Source organism: Streptomyces olivoverticillatus (assembly GCF_014203555.1).
GTDB lineage: Bacteria > Actinomycetota > Actinomycetes > Streptomycetales > Streptomycetaceae > Streptomyces > Streptomyces olivoverticillatus.
Genome location: NZ_JACHJH010000006.1, coordinates 369,904 through 389,954, shown reverse-complemented (window position 1 = coordinate 389,954; position 20,051 = coordinate 369,904). Strand labels below are relative to the sequence as shown.

The 20,051-nt window shown below is 70.9% G+C and carries 18 protein-coding genes and 1 riboswitch; of the genes, 4 read left to right on the top strand and 14 right to left on the bottom strand.

What is annotated here, in order from left to right; all coding sequences use genetic code 11:
- Nucleotides 1-108: 108 nt before the first annotated feature.
- From FHS39_RS21330 to ribD, 8 genes are all read right to left on the bottom strand, one after another.
- Nucleotides 109-570, bottom strand: coding sequence for a PH domain-containing protein (locus tag FHS39_RS21330; RefSeq protein WP_343069673.1), 462 nt, complete (start codon nucleotides 568-570; stop codon nucleotides 109-111).
- A gap of 50 nt (nucleotides 571-620) precedes the next feature.
- Nucleotides 621-1,469, bottom strand: a complete 849-nt coding sequence (gene hisG, locus FHS39_RS21325; protein ID WP_045932821.1) for an ATP phosphoribosyltransferase — start codon at nucleotides 1,467-1,469, stop codon at nucleotides 621-623.
- A 62-nt stretch (nucleotides 1,470-1,531) separates the two neighbouring features.
- A complete protein-coding gene (locus FHS39_RS21320) occupies nucleotides 1,532-1,801 on the bottom strand; it encodes a phosphoribosyl-ATP diphosphatase (protein WP_045932822.1) in 270 nt (89 codons plus the stop codon).
- Between the two features lie 33 nt (nucleotides 1,802-1,834).
- Complete coding sequence (gene ribH, locus FHS39_RS21315) at nucleotides 1,835-2,320, bottom strand: 6,7-dimethyl-8-ribityllumazine synthase (protein ID WP_045932823.1); 486 nt, start codon at nucleotides 2,318-2,320, stop codon at nucleotides 1,835-1,837.
- Nucleotides 2,321-2,349: 29 nt separating this feature from the next.
- Nucleotides 2,350-3,639: a bifunctional 3,4-dihydroxy-2-butanone-4-phosphate synthase/GTP cyclohydrolase II gene (locus FHS39_RS21310; protein WP_184351017.1), complete on the bottom strand. Its 1,290-nt coding sequence runs from the start codon at nucleotides 3,637-3,639 to the stop codon at nucleotides 2,350-2,352.
- Nucleotides 3,636-4,304 carry a nicotinamide mononucleotide transporter family protein gene (locus tag FHS39_RS21305; protein WP_184351016.1) on the bottom strand — a complete coding sequence of 223 codons (669 nt, stop codon included), beginning with the start codon at nucleotides 4,302-4,304 and terminating at the stop codon, nucleotides 3,636-3,638. The genes FHS39_RS21310 and FHS39_RS21305 overlap by 4 nt, the downstream gene beginning before the upstream one ends.
- Nucleotides 4,301-4,912: a riboflavin synthase gene (locus FHS39_RS21300; RefSeq protein ID WP_184351015.1), complete on the bottom strand. Its 612-nt coding sequence runs from the start codon at nucleotides 4,910-4,912 to the stop codon at nucleotides 4,301-4,303. Before FHS39_RS21300 ends, FHS39_RS21305 begins: the two co-directional genes overlap by 4 nt.
- A gap of 1 nt (nucleotide 4,913) precedes the next feature.
- Nucleotides 4,914-6,026: a bifunctional diaminohydroxyphosphoribosylaminopyrimidine deaminase/5-amino-6-(5-phosphoribosylamino)uracil reductase RibD gene (ribD, locus tag FHS39_RS21295; protein ID WP_343069672.1), complete on the bottom strand. Its 1,113-nt coding sequence runs from the start codon at nucleotides 6,024-6,026 to the stop codon at nucleotides 4,914-4,916.
- Nucleotides 6,027-6,193: 167 nt separating this feature from the next.
- Nucleotides 6,194-6,324: riboswitch (FMN riboswitch) on the bottom strand.
- A 325-nt stretch (nucleotides 6,325-6,649) separates the two neighbouring features.
- Here ribD and FHS39_RS21290 point away from each other — a divergent pair.
- Entirely contained in the window at nucleotides 6,650-8,998 is a 2,349-nt protein-coding gene (locus FHS39_RS21290; RefSeq protein ID WP_343069670.1) for a chitinase C-terminal domain-containing protein, read from the top strand.
- Between the two features lie 109 nt (nucleotides 8,999-9,107).
- On the opposite strand, the gene FHS39_RS21285 is transcribed toward FHS39_RS21290, so the two are convergent.
- Entirely contained in the window at nucleotides 9,108-9,830 is a 723-nt protein-coding gene (locus tag FHS39_RS21285) for a hypothetical protein (protein ID WP_184351014.1), read from the bottom strand.
- Nucleotides 9,831-10,061: 231 nt separating this feature from the next.
- Here FHS39_RS21285 and FHS39_RS21280 point away from each other — a divergent pair, with 231 nt between their 5' ends.
- Nucleotides 10,062-11,480 (top strand): uracil-xanthine permease family protein, encoded by a 1,419-nt coding sequence (locus tag FHS39_RS21280; protein WP_184351013.1) that lies wholly within the window; start codon nucleotides 10,062-10,064, stop codon nucleotides 11,478-11,480.
- A gap of 108 nt (nucleotides 11,481-11,588) precedes the next feature.
- Entirely contained in the window at nucleotides 11,589-12,281 is a 693-nt protein-coding gene (locus tag FHS39_RS21275; protein WP_184351012.1) for a DUF5995 family protein, read from the top strand.
- Between the two features lie 44 nt (nucleotides 12,282-12,325).
- Here the strand turns inward: FHS39_RS21275 and FHS39_RS21270 are convergent, their stop codons facing one another.
- On the bottom strand, nucleotides 12,326-14,041 hold the full coding sequence (locus FHS39_RS21270) for a flavin monoamine oxidase family protein (RefSeq protein ID WP_184351011.1): 1,716 nt from the start codon (nucleotides 14,039-14,041) through the stop codon (nucleotides 12,326-12,328).
- Nucleotides 14,042-14,089: 48 nt separating this feature from the next.
- A complete protein-coding gene (locus FHS39_RS21265; protein WP_184351010.1) occupies nucleotides 14,090-14,890 on the bottom strand; it encodes a carbon-nitrogen hydrolase family protein in 801 nt (266 codons plus the stop codon).
- Nucleotides 14,891-15,223: 333 nt separating this feature from the next.
- Between FHS39_RS21265 and FHS39_RS21260 the strand changes: the two genes are divergently transcribed.
- On the top strand, nucleotides 15,224-15,772 hold the full coding sequence (locus tag FHS39_RS21260) for a hypothetical protein (RefSeq protein ID WP_184351009.1): 549 nt from the start codon (nucleotides 15,224-15,226) through the stop codon (nucleotides 15,770-15,772).
- A gap of 15 nt (nucleotides 15,773-15,787) precedes the next feature.
- Here the strand turns inward: FHS39_RS21260 and FHS39_RS21255 are convergent, their stop codons facing one another.
- The 3 genes from FHS39_RS21255 to FHS39_RS21245 all read right to left on the bottom strand — a co-directional run bounded on the left by FHS39_RS21255 (nucleotide 15,788) and on the right by FHS39_RS21245 (nucleotide 19,963).
- A complete protein-coding gene (locus FHS39_RS21255) occupies nucleotides 15,788-16,243 on the bottom strand; it encodes an Lrp/AsnC family transcriptional regulator (protein WP_045932835.1) in 456 nt (151 codons plus the stop codon).
- A gap of 182 nt (nucleotides 16,244-16,425) precedes the next feature.
- Nucleotides 16,426-18,201 (bottom strand): amino acid permease, encoded by a 1,776-nt coding sequence (locus tag FHS39_RS21250; RefSeq protein WP_425507803.1) that lies wholly within the window; start codon nucleotides 18,199-18,201, stop codon nucleotides 16,426-16,428.
- Between the two features lie 319 nt (nucleotides 18,202-18,520).
- Nucleotides 18,521-19,963: a GuaB1 family IMP dehydrogenase-related protein gene (locus FHS39_RS21245; protein WP_045932836.1), complete on the bottom strand. Its 1,443-nt coding sequence runs from the start codon at nucleotides 19,961-19,963 to the stop codon at nucleotides 18,521-18,523.
- Nucleotides 19,964-20,051 lie beyond the last annotated feature (88 nt).

Below are 20,051 nucleotides of genomic sequence, written 5' to 3'. Positions count from 1 at the left end.
TCGCAGGTGCCCCGGCAGGGGCGGGGCACGTGTGTGCCCGTGGCACCAGAGTAATCAAGGAAGTGGCGTCCGGGGCGGCCAGCACCCCGTGCGGGGCCGCGGCGCCCGTCAGGTGGCGGAGCCCGCGGTGCCGTGCGCTTCGACGAGGGCGCGCAGCGCGCGGGCGTCGGCGACGGCCTGGTCCTTGGCGATGCCGGGCTGGATGCCCATGGCCGGCAGGCTCGTTCCGTCGGAGAGGTCGAGGTGCACCCAGGCGTCGCCGGCCCGCAGATTGACCCGGACGATCTGCGCCCAGGCCAGCTTCCGGCTGGTCGTCAGGTTCACCACCGTCACCCCCTCGTCGGAGGCGACGACCTTGGGGCGGCTGAGCAGCACGAGCACGCCGAAGACGAGGAGCCCGGTGCCGATGAAGGTGGCCCGGTCCCCCGTGGTGAAGGCCTCCAGCATCAGCGACAGCACCGTGAGCACGGCGAGCAGGGCGGCGCCGATGCTCAGCAGCACGACCCTGGTGCGGGTCGGGCGGAAGGTGACGGGCAGCTCGGGGAGGCCGGAGGGCACGGGGGTGGGCACGTCGTACGTTCTTTCGCGGTCGGGCACTTCGCCGGTCGGAGGTGCGCCGGTCAGAGGCGGCAGGCGTGGATGCCGGTGGTGAGGATGGCGCGGGCGCCGAGCTCGTACAGCTCGTCCATGATGCGCTGGGCGTCCTTGGCCGGGACCATCGAGCGGACCGCGACCCAGCCCTCGTGGTGCAGGGGGGAGACGGTGGGCGACTCCAGGCCCGGGGTGAGGGCGACGGCGCGCTCGACGTGCTCCACGCGGATGTCGTAGTCCATCATCACGTAGCGGCGGGCCACGAGGACGCCCTGCATGCGGCGGAGGAACTGCTGCACCTTGGGGTCGTCGGCCGGGGCGCCGGTGCGGCGGATCACGACGGCCTCGGACTTGAGGATCGGCTCGCCGATGATCTCCAGCCCGGCGTTGCGCAGCGTGGTGCCGGTCTCCACGACGTCCGCGATGACCTCGGCGACGCCCAGCTGGATGGCGGTCTCCACGGCCCCGTCGAGGTGGACGACGGAGGCGTCCACGCCGTTGTCGGCGAGGTGCTTGGTGACCAGGCCGGCGAAGGAGGTGGCGATCGTCATCCCGCCGAACTCGGAGACGTCCTTGGCGGTGCCGGGCCGGGTGGCGTAGCGGAAGGTCGACCCGGCGAAGCCCAGCTGCATGATCTCCTCGGCCCGGGAGCCGGAGTCGAGCAGCAGGTCGCGGCCGGTGATGCCAATGTCGAGCTTGCCGGAGCCGACGTAGACGGCGATGTCGCGGGGGCGCAGGAAGAAGAACTCGACCTCGTTCGCCGCGTCGACGAGGACGAGCTCCCTGCGGTCCTTGCGCTGGCGGTAGCCGGCCTCATGGAGCATCGCCGACGCAGGCTCGGAGAGAGAACCCTTGTTGGGGACGGCAATGCGCAGCATGAGGTCGGTTTCCTTCGTGCGTGGGGATGGGGTCGGTGACGGTGTGACCGGCGCGGGGCCGGTCAGAGGTGGGCGTAGACGTCGTCCAGGGAGATGCCCCGGGCCACCATCATCACCTGAAGGTGGTACAGGAGCTGGGAGATTTCCTCGGCCGTGGCCTCGGCTCCCTCGTACTCGGCGGCCATCCACACTTCGGCGGCCTCCTCGACGACCTTCTTGCCGATGGCATGGACGCCCTTGCCCACCAGCTCTGCGGTGCGGGACGTGGCGGGGTCGCCGGAGGCCTTCTGCTGGAGCTCGACGAAGAGCTCCTCGAACGTCTTCTTGGACATGGTGGTCCTACCCTACGCCGGTCCCGGCACCGGTCAGTGCCAGGGCTCCGCGACCGAGCGGAGGATGACGGCCGTGGCGACGGCGGCGGTGACCGCCTCGTGGCCCTTGTCCTCGGCCGAGCCGTCGAGTCCGGCGCGGTCCAGGGCCTGCTCCTCGGTGTCGCAGGTGAGCACGCCGAAGCCGATGGGGACACCGCTGTCGGCGGAGACCTGGGCGAGGCCCTGGGTGACGCCCTGGCACACGTACTCGAAGTGGGGGGTGCCGCCGCGGATGACCACGCCGAGGGCCACGACCGCGTCGTAGCCGCGGCCGGCGAGGGCCTTGGCGACGACGGGCAGCTCCCAGCTGCCGGGGACGCGCAGCAGCGTCGGCTCGTCGATGCCCAGCTCGTGCAGGGCGCGCAGCGCGCCGTCGACGAGGCCGTCCATCACCTTCTCGTGCCACTGCGCGGCGATCACGGCCACCCGCAGGTCCTGGCAGTTCTTCACACTCAGCTCGGGGGCGCCCTTGCCGCTCACGTCTCTTCGTCTCCTCGGTCGGTTTCTGATCACTGGTTGCCGCAGGCGGACACGCGGTCGGTGTCCAGCCACGGCAGATCGTGGCCCATGCGGTCGCGCTTGGTGCGCAGGTAGCCCAGGTTGTGCTCGCCGGCCTGTACGGGCATGGGCTCGCGGCCGGTGACCTTGAGGCCGTGCCGGACCAGGGCGGCGGTCTTGTCGGGGTTGTTGGTCATCAGCCGCAGGGAGCGCACCCCGAGGTCGGTGAGGATCTGCGCCCCGGCGGCGTAGTCGCGGGCGTCGGCGGGCAGGCCCAGGTCGAGGTTGGCGTCGAGGGTGTCTCGGCCGCCCTCCTGCAGCTCGTAGGCGCGCAGCTTGGGCAGCAGGCCGATGCCGCGTCCCTCGTGGCCGCGGAGGTAGAGGACGACGCCGCGGCCCTCGGCCGTGATCCGTTCGAGGGAGGCCTGCAGCTGCGGGCCGCAGTCGCAGCGCAGCGAGCCGAAGACGTCGCCGGTCAGGCACTCGGAGTGGACCCGCACCAGGACGTCCTCGCCGTCGCCGAGGTCTCCGGCGACGAGCGCGATGTGCTCGACGCCGTCGCGGGTGGAGCGGTAGCCGTAGGCGCGGAAGTCGCCGTGGGCGGTGGGCAGCCGGGTCGCGGCCTCGCGCCGGACGGTGGGCTCGGAGGATTCGCGGTAGGCGATCAGGTCCTCGATGGAGATGATCGACAGGCCGTGCTTGCGGGCGAAGGGGACGAGCTCGGGCAGGCGCAGCATGGCGCCGTCCTCGCCGGCGATCTCCACGATGGCGGCGGCCGGGCGCAGCCCGGCGAGGCGGGCGAGGTCGACGCCGGCCTCGGTGTGGCCGTTGCGCACCAGGACGCCGCCGGGCTTGGCGCGCAGCGGGAAGACGTGTCCGGGGCGGACGAAGTCGCCGGGGACGGCGGCCTGGTCGGCGAGCAGGCGGATGGTGGTGGCGCGGTCGGCGGCGGAGATGCCGGTGTCGGTGCCGTGGGCGCGGGTGGCGTCGACGGAGACGGTGAAGGCGGTGCGCATCGACTCGGTGTTGCGCTCGACCATTTGGGGCAGGTCGAGCCGGTCGAGGTCGGGCTCTTCCATCGGCACGCAGATCAGGCCGCGGCACTCGCTCATCATGAAGGCCACGATCTCGGTGGTGACCTTCTCGGCGGCGACGATCAGGTCGCCCTCGTTCTCGCGGTCGGCGTCGTCCACGACGACGACGGGCCGGCCGGCCGCGATGTCGGCGATGGCGCGCTCGACGGGGTCGAGGGTGATGACGTCACCGTCGTCGGTGCCGTACCAGGTCTGCAGGGCGGTCATGCCGTGACTCCTTCCGAGAGGGGCGCGCGCTCGGCGCCGGTACGGGCGGTGCGCGAGCGCAGCCACCAGTCGCGCATGCCCCACAGGACGAGGGCGAGGTAGATGATGTAGACGAAGCCGGAGAAGGCCAGGCCGCTGGTGAAGGCGAGCGGGACGCCCACCACGTCGACGAGCAGCCAGGCGAACCAGAACTCGACCAGCCCGCGGGCCTGGGCGACCATCGCGGCGAGGGTGCCGACGAAGATGTACGCGTCCGGCCAGGGGTTCCAGGAGAGCTGGGGGACGGCGGTGAAGAGGCCGCCGACGGCGAGGGTGCCCAGCGCGGTGCCGGCGAGCAGCACGGTGCGCTCGCGCCCGGTGGCGAAGCGGACGGCGAGGGTGCCGTCCTGGGCGTTGCGCTTGCCGCGCTGCCACTGCTGCCAGCCCCACAGGGCGACGCCGATGACCAGCAGTTGCTTGCCGATGCCGCCGCTGAGGTGGGCGGAGGCGTAGGCGGCGACGAGCACGAGGCCGGAGAGGAGCTGTGCGGGCCAGCTCCATATGGACCGGCGCCAGCCGAGGGCGAGGGCGGCCAGGCCGATGGTGTTGCCGATCATGTCGGACCAGATGACGTGCTGCCCGAAGGCCGCGAACGCCTCGCCGCCCAGCCAGTCGACGGCGCTCATGCGACGGGCTCCTCGGTGCCGCGGCCGCCCAGGAGGCGCTCGACGTACTTGGCGAGGACGTCGACCTCGAGGTTGACCGGGTCTCCGGCCTTCTTCAGGCCGAGGGTGGTCAGCGCAAGCGTGGTGGGGATGAGGCTGATGGTGAAGTAGTCGTCGCCGGCCTCGACGACGGTCAGGCTGACGCCGTCGACGGTGATGGAGCCCTTGTCCACGACGTAGCGGCTCAGCTCCGCCGGGAGGGCGATCTTGACGATCTCCCAGTGCTCGGCGGGCGTCCGCTCGATGATGGTGCCGGTGCCGTCGACGTGGCCCTGGACGAGGTGGCCGCCCAGGCGTCCGCCGAGCGCCATGGGGCGTTCGAGGTTGACGCGGGAGCCGGCGGTGAGGGCGCCGAGAGAGGAGCGGCTGAGGGTCTCGGCCATGACGTCGGCGGTGAACGTGCCGTCGGAGGTGTCGACCACGGTGAGGCAGACGCCGTTGACGGCGATCGAGTCGCCGTGCTTGGCGCCGTCGGTGACGACGGGGCCGCGCAGCTGGAAGCGGGAGCTGTCGCCGAGGTTTTCGACGGCGACGACTTCGCCCAGTTCTTCGACGATTCCGGTGAACACTTCAGCTCTCCTCGGAGGTGGTGACGGGGGTGGCGGTGATGCGCAGGTCGGGGCCGAGCCGGGTGACGTCGGTGATGTCGAGGCGCATGGCCTGGGCGATGGTGCCGATGCCGGCGTCGCCCAGGGCCCCGGGTCCGGCGCCGAGCAGGGCGGGCGCGAGGTATCCAATGACCTGGTCGACCAGGCCCGCGGCGAGGAAGGCGCCGGCGAGCGTGGAGCCGCCTTCGAGCAGGACGGAGCAGACGCCGCGCCGGTAGAGCTCGGTGAGCAGGGCGTGGACGTCGACTCCGGTCTTGTCGCGGGGCAGCCGTGCGATCTCCACGCCGGGCAGGTGCCCGGTGTCGGCGTCCTCGCCGACGGCGACGAGGGTCGGGGCGGCGTCGTCCAGGACGCGGGCTTCGGCGGTGATGCAGGCGGTGGTGTCGACGACGACGCGCAGCGGCTGGGTGACGGCGGCCCGCTCCGGGAGGGGGCCGCGCACGGCCAGGTGCGGGTCGTCGGCGCGCAGGGTGCCGGAGCCGACCACGACCGCGTCGGCCTCGGCGCGCAGCCGGTGGACGTCGGCGCGGGACTCGGCGGAGGTGATCCAGCGGCTGGTGCCGTCGGCGGCGGCGCTGCGGCCGTCGAGGGTGGCGGCGTACTTCCACACCACGAACGGGCGGTGGTGCAGGACGGAGGTGAGCCAGGCGGCGTTGCCCGCGGCGGCCTCGTCGGCGCACAGCCCGCCTTCGACGTCGACGCCCGCCGCGTCCAGCGTGGCGGCGCCGCCGGTGGCGGTGGGGTTGGGGTCGGCCACGGCGTAGACGACGCGGGCGATGCCGGCGTCGATGAGCGCCCCGGCGCAGGGGCCGGTGCGGCCGGTGTGGTTGCAGGGTTCGAGGGTGACGACGGCGGTGGCGCCCCGGACCTCGTGGCCGGCGTCGGCGGCGGCGCGCAGAGCCTCGACCTCGGCGTGCGGGCCGCCGGCCCGTCGGTGCCAGCCCTCGCCGAGGGTGTGGCCCAGGGCATCGAGGATGACGCAGCCGACGACGGGGTTGGGGCTGGTCGAGCCGAGAGCGCGAGCAGCGAGCGCGATGGCGCGTCGCATCGCGTCTGCTTCGGTCGCGGTGGCCACCGGGGTCCTCCTGCCTCTTCGGGCACGGACTCCGGGGCTGTCGTCGGGGACGACAAGAAGCGGGTAGACCACAACGGGGTGATACAGAAACAGGGGGTGCGGGACTGCCCGTGGATAGAGGGGCAGACCATCCGCGCCACCTGTGACGGTGTGCCGATGCGGGCCCGCCGCGCACTGCCTCCCATCCGGACTTTAACCGTCGGTCCAGGAATTTCACCTGGTCAACCGGCCGCTGGCTGCGGACGGGTCGCGGACTGTAACCGCCGGTTCGGACTTTCACCGACCCCGGAGTGCGCTGCGTAAATAGTTCTCGATTGATGGTACAGCGTGCCTGAGCTGCGGTTTCTTGAATACCGCAGCTCTGACGCCTTTGAGCGTACGCCGGGGGGCGCCGCAGTGTCCACGGGGACTTGACAGAGTGCGCCGGTTCACATCGCCCATGCGGCGGGGTCTTCTCCCCCCAACTCGCGGACTTGGTACAGACCTATTGACCAACTGGTCTAGTCCTCTTAACCTCTGCCACACCTCCGAGGAGTACGGCGTCTGGTGTGCGCACATCAGGGGCCACAGCACGGCGCACCCCCCTCACCGCTCTCACGAGCCCCCCACTGGAGGACCCGATCGTGTTGCCCCGCAGCAGAACGCCCTGGCTCCGCAGACGCACGGCCGCGCTGGCGGCCGCCGGCGCCGCGCTCGCGGGACTGGTCACCGGCACCCTCTCCACTGCCGTCTCGCATGCCGAGGACCAGTCCGCCTGCCGCCCCGACGGCCTCTACATCACCCCGGGCGTCGAGGTCCCCTACTGTTCCGTCTACGACTCCGCAGGCCGGGAGAAGATGGGCGACGGGCACCAGCGCCGCGTCATCGGCTACTTCACCGGCTGGCGCACCGGCAAGGACGGCACCCCCGCCTACCTCGTCCCCGACATCCCGTGGGAGAAGGTCACCCACCTCAACTACGCCTTCGCCCACGTCGGCCCGGACGACAAGATCTCCGTCGGCGCGGACGGCCCGGACAACCCCGCCACCGGAATGACGTGGCCGGGCGTCCCCGGAGCCGAGATGGACCCCGCCCTCCCCTACCAGGGCCACTTCAATCTGCTCGGCAAATTCAAGAAGCAGCACCCGGACGTCAAGACGCTCATATCGGTGGGCGGCTGGGCGGAGACCGGCGGCTACCTCGACGAGCACGGAAAACGCGTCGACTCGGGCGGCTTCTACAAGACGGCCACCAATGCCGACGGCTCGGTGAACCAGTCCGGAATCGACACCTTCGCGGATTCGGCCGTCGCCTTCGTCAAGAAATACGGTTTCAACGGCGTCGACATCGACTACGAGTACCCGACGTCGATGAAGGACGCCGGAAACCCCAAGGACTGGACGCTCGCCAACGCCCGGCGCGGCGGTCTCGACCAGGGCTATGCGGCGCTGCTGAAAACCCTGCGGGAAAAGCTCGACCGGGCGGGCGCCGCCGACGGCAGGCACTATCTGCTGTCCGTCGCCGCCCCCTCCTCCGGCTATCTGCTGCGGGGCATGGAGACGTACCGGGCCACGAAATACCTGGACTACGTCAATGTGATGTCGTACGACCTGCACGGCGCCTGGAACGAATTCGTCGGACCCAATGCCGCCCTGTACGACGACGGAAAGGACGCGGAGCTCGCCAAGTGGGGCGTCTACACCACCCCGCAGTACGGCGGCATCGGCTACCTCAACGGCGACTGGGCCTACCACTACTTCCGCGGCGCGCTGCCCCCAGGGCGGATCAATCTGGGCCTGCCGTATTACACCCGCGGCTGGAAGAACGTCACCGGCGGCTCGAACGGCCTGTGGGGCACGGCGAAGACCACCACCTGCCCGGCCGGATCGGGGCTGACCAGCTGTGGCGACGGCGCGGTCGGCATCGACGACCTCTGGCACGACAACGACGACGACGGCAAGGAGTCCCCGGCCGGCTCCAACCCGATGTGGCACGCGAAGAACCTGGAGAAGGGCATCGTCGGCGACTACGCCACCCGGTACGGCTTCCCGGCCGGCACCAGGCTCACCGGCTCGTACGTCCGCAACTACGACGCCACGCTGACCGCGCCCTGGCTCTGGAACGCCGAGAAGAAGGTCTTCCTGTCCACCGAGGACGAGCAGTCGGTGAAGGCCAAAGCGCAGTACGTGATCGACAAGGGCCTCGGCGGCACGATGGTCTGGGAGCTCGCGGGCGACTACGGCTGGAACGCCGCCAAGGGCCAGCACGAACCGGGCTCCACCCTCACCTCGGCGATGTACGACGCCTTCAAGGCCGCCCCGGCCTACGGCGCCCGGCGCGCCACCACCGACCTGCCGTCCGAAGCGCTGGCCGTCGACGCCAGCCTCGTCAACTTCCCGCTCGGCGACTCGAATTACCCCATCAACCCCAAGATCCACCTCGCCAACAACACCAAGACCACCCTCCCCGGCGGCGCGGAGTTCCAGTTCGACTACGGCAGCTCCGCACCGGGCAACGCCAAGGACCAGTCGGGCTGGGGGCTCAAGGTGATCCGCAGCGATCACAACGCGCCGGACAACATCGGCGGCCTCAAGGGCGACTACAACCGCGTGTCGGTGAAGCTGCCCGCCTCCCAGCCGCTCGCCCCGGGCGCCTCGGCGGACCTCGACTACGTCTACTACCTGCCCGCTGCCACGCCCTCCAACTGGACGGTGAGCTTCGGCGGGAAGACCTATGCCCTGGCCGGGGACCTGGCCCGCGGCACGACGGTCGTCGACCCCGGCGGATCCACCCCCACGCCGACCGGCAGCCCCACGGCCACGCCCACCGGCGGGACGTGCACGGCCGCGCCCTGGGACAAGGCGGCCGCGTACAACGGCGGGGTCACCGTCTCCTGGAAGGCGCACACCTGGAAGGCGAAGTGGTGGACGCAGGGCGAGGAACCGGGTACCACCGGCGAGTGGGGGGTGTGGCAGGACATGGGCTCCTGCTGACGCGTCCGGGGAGCGGGTTCCGGCCCGGAACGCCGCCGCGGGCCGCGGAACGACCCCGGAGGGGGTCGCCCACGGCCCGCGGTGAAAGGGGACCGTCAGGCGCGAGCGGTCAGAGGGTTACACGGTTGCCGTGGTGACGGCCGCCGTCGTGCCGGTCACGGCCGTGGTCGCAGTCACGGTCGCGGCGGCCGTCGTCACGACGGTCGTCACGACGGTCGTCGCGGCGGTCGTCGCGGCGACCGTGGTCGCAGTCGCGGTCGCGGCGGTCGCGGCCGTGGTCGCAGCGGTCGCGGTCACGGTCGCAGCGGTCACGCTCCCAGCCGCCCTCGCGGCCACGCTCCCAGCCGCCCTCGCGGCCACGCTCCCAGCCGCCCTCGCGGCCACGACCCCAACTGCCGCATTCCCCGCGGCCGCCACCCCAGTTGCCACCCCAGTTGCTCCAGCCGCAGTTACCGCCCCAGCCGCCACCCCAGTTGCCCCAGTCTCCATGGTGCTTGTGGTGGTTCCAGCCCCAGCCGAGGCCGAGGATGCCACCCCAGTTGCCACCCCAGTTGCCCCAGTTGCCACCCCAGCGGTTACCGCCGCCGCAGCCACCGCCCCAGCCACCGCCCCAGCGGTCGCTACGGGTCCATTCCTCACGGCTCCAGCCACCGTCACGGCCCCAGCTGTGGCCCCCACGGTCGCAGTCGTCGTGGTCACGGCCGTGGTCGTGGTCCCACGACTGGTTGGCCGGCACGACCTGTGGCGCTGCCTGGGCCACTCCGGAAACCGGAACGATGACTGCCGCAGCGAGAATCGCGGCGGCCGCAGAGCGGCCGACGAACTTACGCATGTGTGTCTCCTGTAGTGCAGGAAATCGGACACCGAACGCATACCTCGCACACGCCGAGGAGCTGCCGAAGGTCGCAGGCATACAGCCCTACGAGGTGTTAATTGCGCCGATCGCAGCAACACCGCGAGGCGGGGCCACAGGGGCGGGGGCCCCTCCGCCGGAGCGCGGGGCACCGCACGGCCCGGCTTAGCATTGACCGGATCATCACAACGCGAGACATCGGGAGACGTCATGGGCCTCGGCGTGCGCTGGACTCTGCACGGCGACGGGCGCACCCCCGCCCCCGGCGCCGTCGTCAGACCGGACGAGCGGCTCACCTGGCCCAGGACCGCGGGGCTCGGCGCCCAGCACGTGGTCGCCATGTTCGGGGCGTCGTTCGTCGCTCCGGTGCTCATGGGCCTGGACCCCAACTTGGCGATCATGATGTCGGGCGTCGCCACGATCCTCTTCCTCCTCGCGACGCGCGGCCGGGTGCCCAGCTATCTGGGGTGCAGCCTCTCCTTCGTCGGGGTGGCTGCGATCATCCGGGCGCAGGGGGGTGACAGCGCCGCCGTCACGGGGGCGATCCTCGTGGTCGGCGTGGCCCTCTTCCTCGCCGGTCTCGCGGTGCGGACCTTCGGGGCGCGGATCATCCACGCGGCGATGCCGCCGGTGGTCACCGGCGCGGTGGTCATGCTGATCGGCTTCAACCTGGCGCCGGTGACCGCGCGCACGTACTGGCCGCAGGACCAGTGGACGGCACTGCTGACCATGCTCTTCACCGGGCTCGCGGTGGTGTGCCTGCGGGGCTTCTGGTCACGGATCGCGATCTTCCTCGGGCTGGTCTTCGGCTATGCGGTCTCGTGGGTCTTCGACCGGATCTTCGGGAAGATCCACTCGGTGCACGGCGGCACCGAGGCGGTGGACCACTGGCGGCTGGACCTGTCGGGGGTGTCCAAGGCCGACTGGATCGGCCTTCCCTCGCTGCACGGGCCCAGCTTCGGCTGGTCGGCGGCGCTGGTGGCGCTGCCGGTCGTCATCGCACTGATCGCGGAGAACGCCGGGCACGTCAAGGCGGTCGGCGAGATGACGGGCGATCCGCTGGACGACCAGCTGGGCACCGCGATCTCGGCGGACGGCGTGGCGACCGTGCTCTCCACGGCGGTGGGCGGCCCGGCCAACACCACCTACTCCGAGAACATCGGCGTCATGGCGGCCACCCGCGTCTACTCCACCGCCGCCTACTGGGCGGCCGCCGGCTTCGCGCTGCTCTTCGGCCTCTGCCCCAAGTTCGGCGCGGTCGTCGCGGCCATCCCGGGCGGCGTCCTGGGCGGCATCACCGTGATCCTCTACGGCATGATCGGCCTGCTGGGTGCGCAGATCTGGGTGCACAACAAGGTGGATCTGCGCAATCCGCTGAACCTGGTGCCGGTGGCGGCGGGCGTCATCATCGGCATCGGCGGCGTCAGCCTCAAGATCAGCCGGAACTTCGAGCTGAGCGGCATCGCGCTGGGCACGATCGTGGTCATCAGCGGCTACCACGCCCTGCGGGCCATGGCCCCGGCGCACCTCAAGCAGCAGGGGCCGCTGCTGGACTCGGGGACCAGCGGTTACGACGACACCGCGGGCGAAGGCGGCCCGGTACAGGGCGGGACACCACCCCGGAGCTGACACCGCCCCAGAGCTGAAGCCGCCCGGACCCGGCGATCCGTTCACCCGTTCGAGTTAAATGCCCGGCCCGATCACCTACGCTCCGTGTTCGACTGTCACTCTGTGCATATGACGATGACGCGGGCGCAGCCGGCGGTGCCCGCCGGTATCGACTGGGTACTGGCGCGGATGCGGAGCCTGGAGGCCGCACTGCCGCCGAGGGACGGGGTGGCCGTCTTCAACCGGGTGTATCTGGCGGTCACCGAAGAAGTCGGCCGCCGGGTGGCGAGCGGCACGTTCCGTGACCGCAAGGCGGCCGCGGAGCTGGACGTGCGCTTCGCCAAGCGCTTTCTGCACGCCGTCGACCAGGCCTCCGCCGGGCGGCGGACGCCCGCCTGCTGGCGACCGCTGTTCCAGCTGCGGGGCCATCCGGCCGTGCAGCCCCTGCAGTTCGCGCTCGCGGGGATCAACGCCCACATCGGGCACGATCTGGCGCTGGCCCTCGCCGAGACCTGCCGGGCCGTCGATGCCGAACCGCGCGCGCTGGAGGCCGACTTCCACCGGATCGGCGAGCTGCTCACGTCCATGGAGGAGCGCATCCGCGAGGAGTTGATGCCGGGGCCGGATCTGCTGGACGTGGCCGATCCGCTGACGCACCTGGTCGGCTCGTGGACGCTGGAGGCCGCGCGCAATGCGGCCTGGGCGTCCTTCCGCGCACTGTGGGCGATGCGCTCCCTGCCCGATCTGGCCGAGGAGTTCACGGACCGCGTCGACGCGAGCGTGGGGATGGTGAGCCGGTGTCTGCTCACACCCCTGGGCTGAAGCGCCGCCGCACCGGGCGGGTGCGGCGGCGGCAGCGAGGAGGGTCAGTCCTCCGACAGCTCGACGGGCGCGATCTCGTCGTAGACGTCGCCCGGGCCGGGGTTGGTGGCGTCCGTGGCGCCGCCGAACTGGTTCATGACGCCCCACACCGCGTTCAGTGCGGTCTGCACGGCGCCCTCGGCCCAGCCGGCCGTCCAGGAGATGTCGTCTCCCGCCAGGAAGATGCCGCGCTTGTCCTCGGGCAGCCGGTCCTGCATGAAGTGGGTGAACAGCCGCCGCTGGTAGCGGTAGTGGCCCGGCAGGTTCGCCTTGAACGCGCCCATGAAGTAGGGCTCGTTCTCCCAGGAGACCGTCACCGGGTTGCCGATGATGTGCTTGCGGATGTCGACCTTGGGGTAGATCTCGCCGAGCGACTTGAGCATGACCTCCATGCGCTCGTTCGCCGACAGCGGCAGCCACTTGAGGCTGTCGTCGCACCAGGTGTACGACAGGCAGATGACGGCGGGCTTGTCCGGCCCGTCGTCCAGCAGGTAGGTGCCGCGGGTCATCCGGTCGGTGAGCGTCATCGACATGACGTCCCGCCCGGTCGGATTTCCCTTGTCGTCGACGGCCTTGTCCAGCCAGAACGGCCGGTCGACCGGCACGAACAGCTTGGACGACTCCATGTAGTGGGTGCGCTCCATCGCCGTCCAGTGGTCGATGGGGAAGAGCGAGTCGTCGCACTCGATCTTCGACAGCAGCATCCACGACTGCGCCGTGAAGATCGCCGCCCGGTAGGTGCGGATGTCACCGCTCGCGTCCGTGACCGTGATGTGATTGCCCGCCGTGCGGTGCAGCCTGGTCACGGCCGGGCGGGGGGTGCCGCCGTGCAGCGTGGACAGCGAGGTGCCGGGCGCCCAGTGGATGATCTTCTGCGGCTCGCGCTCCCACAGCCGCAGCGGCAGCTGCTGGCTGCCGCCGACGATGCCGCGGTGGTGGTCGTCGGCCTCGGTGTAGACGACGCGCAGGATCTCCAGGATGGAGTTGGGGAAGTCGGTGTCCCAGCCTCCGGTGCCGAAGCCGACCTGGCCGAAGATCTCCCGGTGCCGGAAGGACTTGAAGGCCTCCGACTCGCAGAGGAAGCCGTAGAAGGTCTGGTTGTCCAGCTTCTCCACGAGCTTCGCCCAGATCTCGCGGATGCGCGGCACATCGCGCTCGCGCATGGCGCGGTTCATGTCGGAGAAGTCCGCGCCCTCCTCCAGGCAGGCGTTCCACGCGTTCGCCACGTCGCGGTAGACCTGCGGCAGGTCCTCGATCGTCTCCGCGTAGTGGGACTCGCCCTTGAGGTCCACGACGGTGGAGGGGGTCTCCGGCGCGAGCGGGTTGGGGAAGGGCTTGGTCTCCAGGCCCACCAGGTCGATGTAGTGCTGGAAGGCGGTGGAGGACGGCGGGAAGCGCATCGCGCCCATCTCGGCCGTGAGCTCGCCCTCGCAGCCCTCGAAGCCGACGGTCCGCAGCCGGCCGCCGATCTGGTCGGCCTCGTAGACGACGGGCTTGAGGCCCATCTTCATCAGCTCGTACGCGGCGATGATGCCGGACAGTCCACCGCCGATGACGGCGACCTCGGTGCCGTGCTCGGTGGCCGGTATCTGGCCCAGACCCGCCGGGTGGGCCAGGAAGTCGTCGTAGGCGAACGGGAAGTCCGGCCCGAACATGGTGATCGGCGGCTCGGCGGGCTTGGCCTGCTCGTCGTGGACGGCAGTGGGCACCGTGGACGTCATCGGCTGAACTCTCCTACTGGCAGGGGGGTGGGGATGGGGCGAGCGAGCTCAGACGAGCGCCGAGTACAGCTCGGGGCGGCGATCGCCCAGATAGGTGGTCTCTGCACGCGAGGCCTTCAGCAGCCCCGGGTCGACGTCGGCGAAGATCAGATCCTCACCGGCGCCCGCGCGCGCCCGGACGGTCCCGTCGGGGGCGGCGAGGCAGGACAGCCCCGCGAAGGTGAAGTCGCCTTCCTCGCCGCAGCGGTTGACGTACGCGATGTAGAGCTGGCTCTCCCACGCGCGGGCAGGCACGATCGTCTGCGGAACGATCTCGTACGGCCGCATCAGCGCGGTAGGCGTCAGCAGCAGCTCGGTGCCGGCCAGGGCGTGGGCCCGCACGGTCTCCGGGAACTCCACGTCGTAGCAGATCAGGATCCCCAGCCGGAGGCCGTCGAAGTCGGCCTGGACGACGGCCTCGTCCCCCGGGCGGAAGGATCCGGTCTCATACGCGCCGAAGAGGTGGGTCTTGCGGTAGTTGGCCAGGGCGGCGCCGTCCGGACCGAGCAGCTGGAAGGAGTTGTAGACCGCCTCGCCGTCGCGCTCGGGATAGCCGTAGCCGATGGCCAGGCCGTGCTCGGCGGCGATCTCCGCCACGGCTTCGGCGCCGGGGCCGTCGGCCGGCTCGGCACGGTCCGCCGCCGTGTCCCCGAGGGCGTATCCGGTGAGGTACAGCTCGTTGGTCAGCAGCAGCCGCGCCCCGGCCTCCGCGGCCCGGCGGGCGGCGCCGGCGAGGGAGTGCAGGCTGTCGGCGGTCGAGGCGGGAACACCACTGGGGCCTTGGTACAGCGCGATACGCAGCGGTGTCATGCGTCCTCTTCAGCGTCGAGCGGGCGGGGGCCAAACACGCATTCGTCAGTGGCATTGACGGTACGGTTTGCGCTCTCGGCCGGACAAGGCGCCGACGTTGCGTGCCAGTGGCACATTCGTTGCGCCTTTGCCGGGATCGGCGGCGATTCGTTGCGCGTCGTCGCACCGGCCGGATTCGGGCCCTCGTACGCCTGCGGACCGACGGCGGCCCGCCATGGGGATGAGCGGTGATCACTCCCTGGCGCGATGTGCGCGCACCGCGCCGCGCGGGAGTGTGATCACCGGCCGGGATCACCGGCCGATGTCCCGCCTCGCCCATCGAAAGGGCCTGCCGTGAACCGTCCTTCGCGCACCCGCCTCGCCACCGTCGGTGGTGCCCTGCTGCTGACCGCCGCGGTCGCCTGCCCGGCGCTCGCCGCCGACTCCGCCGGGGACACCCATTTCGCGAAGGAGCCCGCGCTGACCGGTTCCGCCAAGATGTACCGCTACTCCGGCGACACCGTGCACTTCTCTTTCGACGCACACGGTGCCGGGGAGCAGGCGAAGGGCACGTTCGGCTTCAGCCACCGCTTCGTCCAGGGCGGCGGCGCCTGGGCCGAGGGCAGGATCGACTGCCTGATCTCCGGCGGCAACGTGGCCGTGGCCACCGGCATCGTCACCCGGACCGACAAGCCGGGTCTCAAGGGAAAGCGGGTCGGCTTCACCGTCGTCGACCAGGGCAAGGGCAAGCGGGACCGGCTCGGCTACAGCTGGGCGATCACGAACGACCCGAGCAGCATGAAGGACCTGCCCAAGTGCGTGAGCTCCGCGCCCTACGAGATCGTCGAGAGCGGCGACTTCACGGTGGCGCCGTGGGAGCCGCAGCCGCTGCCCAAGGGCTGACCGGGGCGGAAGGGGTCAGGAGGGTGCGCCGGAGCTGAAGCGGCGCAGCAGCGGGGAGAGCACCAGCACCGACTTGGTGCGCTCCACGAAGGGCTCGCCCGCGATGCGCTCCAGCACGCGCTCGAAGTGACGCATGTCCGAGGCGAAGATCTGGACGATGGCGTCGGCCTCGCCGGTGACGGTGGAGGCGGAGGCCACCTCGGGGTAGCGCGAGAGGCCGCGGTGGATGGCTTCCGGGGAGGTGTTGCGGCGGCAGTAGAGCTCGATGAAGCCTTCCGTCTCCCAGCCGAGGGCGGCGGGGTCGACCCGGACGGTGAAGCCGGTGATGGCGCCCTCGGCGCGCAGCCGGTCCACGCGCCGTTTGACGGCGGGCGCGGAGAGGCCGACCTCCGAGCCGATGTCGGCGTAGGAGCGCCTGGCGTCTTCGGCCAGGGCATGCACGATGCGTTCGTCGAGCTCGTTCAATCGCACGGCGGGTCGATCTTTTCTACGGGGTACCTGCTGTTTGCCACGAGCAGTAGATCACGCTTTCGGTGTTCCGCCCGCCCAGAACCGGGTGAACGGCCCGGGAACGCCCGCGGGCCGCGGGGTCACCCGTACAGGGGACCCACGCGACCCGCGGTTTCGCTCTCGCTGGAGCCGGCCGGACCGAGCTAGCGCCGTCGCTTGCTCTTCTTCCGGCCCTTGGCATTCTTGCCCGGCCTCGCCGGCCGGGGCTTGGCGGCGGGCTTGGCCCCGGCCTTGGCCGACCCGGCGGCCTTCTTCGGCTCAGCGGCCTTCCCCGGCTCGGCGGCCTTCTTCGGCTCCTCACCGGTCTTCTTCGGCTCGGCGGCCTTCTTCACCTCGGCGGCCTTGGCCTCACCCTTGGCCGCGGCCTTCACCGCGACCTTGGCCGCAGCCTTCGGCTCACCCGCGTCCGCGGATTCCACAGCCACCGGCTCGAGCAGCTCCGCGCCCTCCGTCGCCAGCTTCGAGCGGCTCATGCCGTAGGCGAAGTAGATGACGAGGCCGACGAGCATCCAGCCGCCGAAGACCTCCCAGGTGACCACGTCGAGGCTGCCCATCATGTACACGCACATCACCAGGCCGATGGCCGGGAAGAGCGGGCCGAACGGGACCCGGAAGGTGCGGCGCATCCCGGGGCGGGTGCGGCGGAGCACCATGACGGCCACGTTGACCAGGGCGAAGGCGAAGAGCGTGCCGATGCTCGTGGCGTCGGCCAGCTGGCCCAGCGGGATCGCCGCGGCGAGGATGCCGCAGAAGAGGGAGACGATCACCGTGTTGCTGCGCGGCACACCGTTGCGCGGGTTGACCTTGGCGAAGGTCTTGGGGACCAGGCCGTCGCGGGACATCGCGAAGAGGATGCGGGTCTGGCCGTAGAGCACGGTCAGCACGACGCTCGCGATGGCGATGACCGCACCGGCGGCGAGCAGCACGGCCCAGAAGCTCTGGCCGGTGACGTCCTTCATGATCCCGGCCAGCGCGGCCTCGGAGTCCTTGAACTGGCCCCACGGCATGGCACCGACCGCGATCGCCGCGACCAGGACGTACAGCGCGGTGACGATCAGCAGCGACAGCATGATCGCCTTCGGCAGGTCCCGCTTGGGGTCCTTGGCCTCCTCGCCCGCGGTGGAGGCGGCGTCGAAGCCGATGTAGGAGAAGAAGAGCGTGGCGCCCGCGGCGCTGACGCCGCCGAGGCCCAGCGGCATGAACGGCTTGTAGTTGCCGGCGCGGATGCCGGTGTACGCGACGGCGCAGAAGAGCAGCAGCGACACGATCTTCACGCCCACCATGATGGTGTTGGCGCGGGCGCTCTCCTTGGCGCCGCCCAGCAGGAACGCCATGCACAGCAGGACGACCAGCAGCGCGGGCAGGTTGAAGATGCCGCCGTCGACGCCCGGCGGGTTGGCCAGCGCGGCGGGGATGGTGACGCCGATCGTGCCGTCGAGCAGCTCGTTGAGGTACTGCCCCCAGCCGACGGCCACGGCCGCGACCGAGACGCCGTACTCGAGGATCAGGCACCAGCCGCAGACCCAGGCGATGAGCTCGCCGAGGGTGGCGTACGCGTAGGAGTACGAGGATCCGGAGACCGGGATGCTGCCCGCCAGCTCGGCGTAGGACAGCGCCGAGAACAGGGCGGTGATGCCCGCGAGGACGAACGAGATGATCACCGCAGGGCCCGCCTGCGGCACAGCCTGGCCGAGGACGACGAAGATGCCCGTGCCGAGGGTCGCCCCAATGCTGATCATCGTCAGCTGCCACATGCCGAGCGAGCGGCGCAGGGAGCCGCCCTCGCCCTGGCCGCCCTCGGCGACCAGTCGCTCGACCGGCTTGCGCCGCATGAGGCGCGCGCCGAAGCCGGTGGACTGCTGCTTCGGGGTCCGCTGGTCCTCACCGGTGGCGGGCGGCGCTATGCCTTGGTCCAACACTGGGTGGCTCCGTTCATCTCTGCCGGTGGAGGCGGTGACCGACAGCGATCACCCGCGGGCGCGCCGGCAGGGCAGAGCAAACCCGTAGCAAGGGGGGACCGCCGAGCAAGCGGTACCCGCCACTCCACGTACTGCGCAGACCTTACGAGGTCAGGGCCCGCGCTCGTAATGCACCATTCTTGCGTATGAGCGGACGATCATTGCGTCCGGGGACACAGAGCGGGCGATCGTTGCACGTCGTGTTATGAATCGGTACACGGACAGCAAAAAAGGGGCGCGGCCCGGAACCGGGCCGCGCCCCTTTCGGGACCACGGAGGGTTACTGCCAGCTGGCGTGCAGCGGCTTGCCCTCGGCGTAGCCGGCGGCGCTCTGGACGCCGACGACGGCCCGCTCCTGGAACTCCTCCAAGGAGCCCGCACCGGCGTAGGTGCAGGAGGAGCGGACGCCCGCGATGATCGAGTCGATCAGGTCCTCGACGCCCGGGCGGGCCGGGTCGAGGAACATGCGGGAGGTGGAGATGCCCTCCTCGAACAGGCCCTTGCGGGCGCGGTCGTAGGCGGACTCCTCGGAGGTGCGGTTGCGCACGGCGCGCGCCGAGGCCATGCCGAAGCTCTCCTTGTACAGCCGGCCGTCGGCGGTCTGCTGCAGGTCGCCCGGGGACTCGTACGTACCGGCGAACCAGGAGCCGATCATGACGTTGGAGGCGCCGGCGGCCAGCGCCATCGCCACGTCACGGGGGTGACGGACGCCACCGTCGGCCCACACGTGCTTGCCGTACTTCTTGGCCTCGGCGGAGCACTCGAGGACGGCGGAGAACTGCGGGCGGCCCACGCCGGTCATCATGCGGGTGGTGCACATGGCGCCCGGGCCCACACCGACCTTGATGATGTCGGCGCCGGCCTCGATGAGGTCGCGCACGCCCTCGGCGGCGACGATGTTGCCCGCGACGATCGGGACCTGCGGGTCCAGGGACCGGACGGCCTTGACCGCGGAGATCATGCCCTCCTGGTGGCCATGGGCGGTGTCCACGACGATGGTGTCGGCACCGGCCTCCAGCAGGGCCTTGGCCTTGCCCGCCACGTCGCCGTTGATGCCGACGGCGGCGGCGATGCGCAGCTTGCCGTCCGCGTCGGTGGCGGGGGTGTAGAGGGTCGCGCGCAGGGCGCCCTTGCGGGTCAGGATGCCGGCGAGCTTGCCGTCCTTGTCCACGGCGGGGGCGAGCTTGCGGTGGGCGGCGTCGAGCTGGTTGAACGCCTCGCGCGGGTCGATGTCGGCGTCGAGGAGCAGCAGCTCCTTGGACATGACCTCGGACAGCTGCGTGAAGCGGTCCACGCCGGTCAGGTCGGACTCGGTGACGACGCCGACCGGGCGGTGCTCGCCGTCGACGACGACGCCCGCGCCGTGGGCCCGCTTGTGCAGCAGGGACAGCGCGTCGGCGACGGTCTGGGTCGGGGTCAGCACGATCGGGGTGTCGAGCACGTGGTGGCGGCTCTTGACCCAGGAGATGACCTCGGTGACGACCTCGATCGGGATGTCCTGGGGGATGACGACGATGCCACCGCGGCGGGCGACGGTCTCGGCCATACGGCGGCCCGCGATCGCGGTCATGTTGGCGACCACCAGCGGGATGGTGGTGCCCGTCCCGTCCTGGGCGGACAGGTCGACACCCTGACGGGAACCGACCGCGGAGCGGCTCGGCACCATGAACACATCGTCGTACGTCAGGTCGTACGGCGGCTTCTGGTCATTGAGGAAACGCATTGCTAACTCTCTCACCTGCGGTTTTGCGCGAAAGCGGGCGGGGAGTCAGCACCGGACCGACAGCATCCGGGCTGCGGCTCCTAGACCC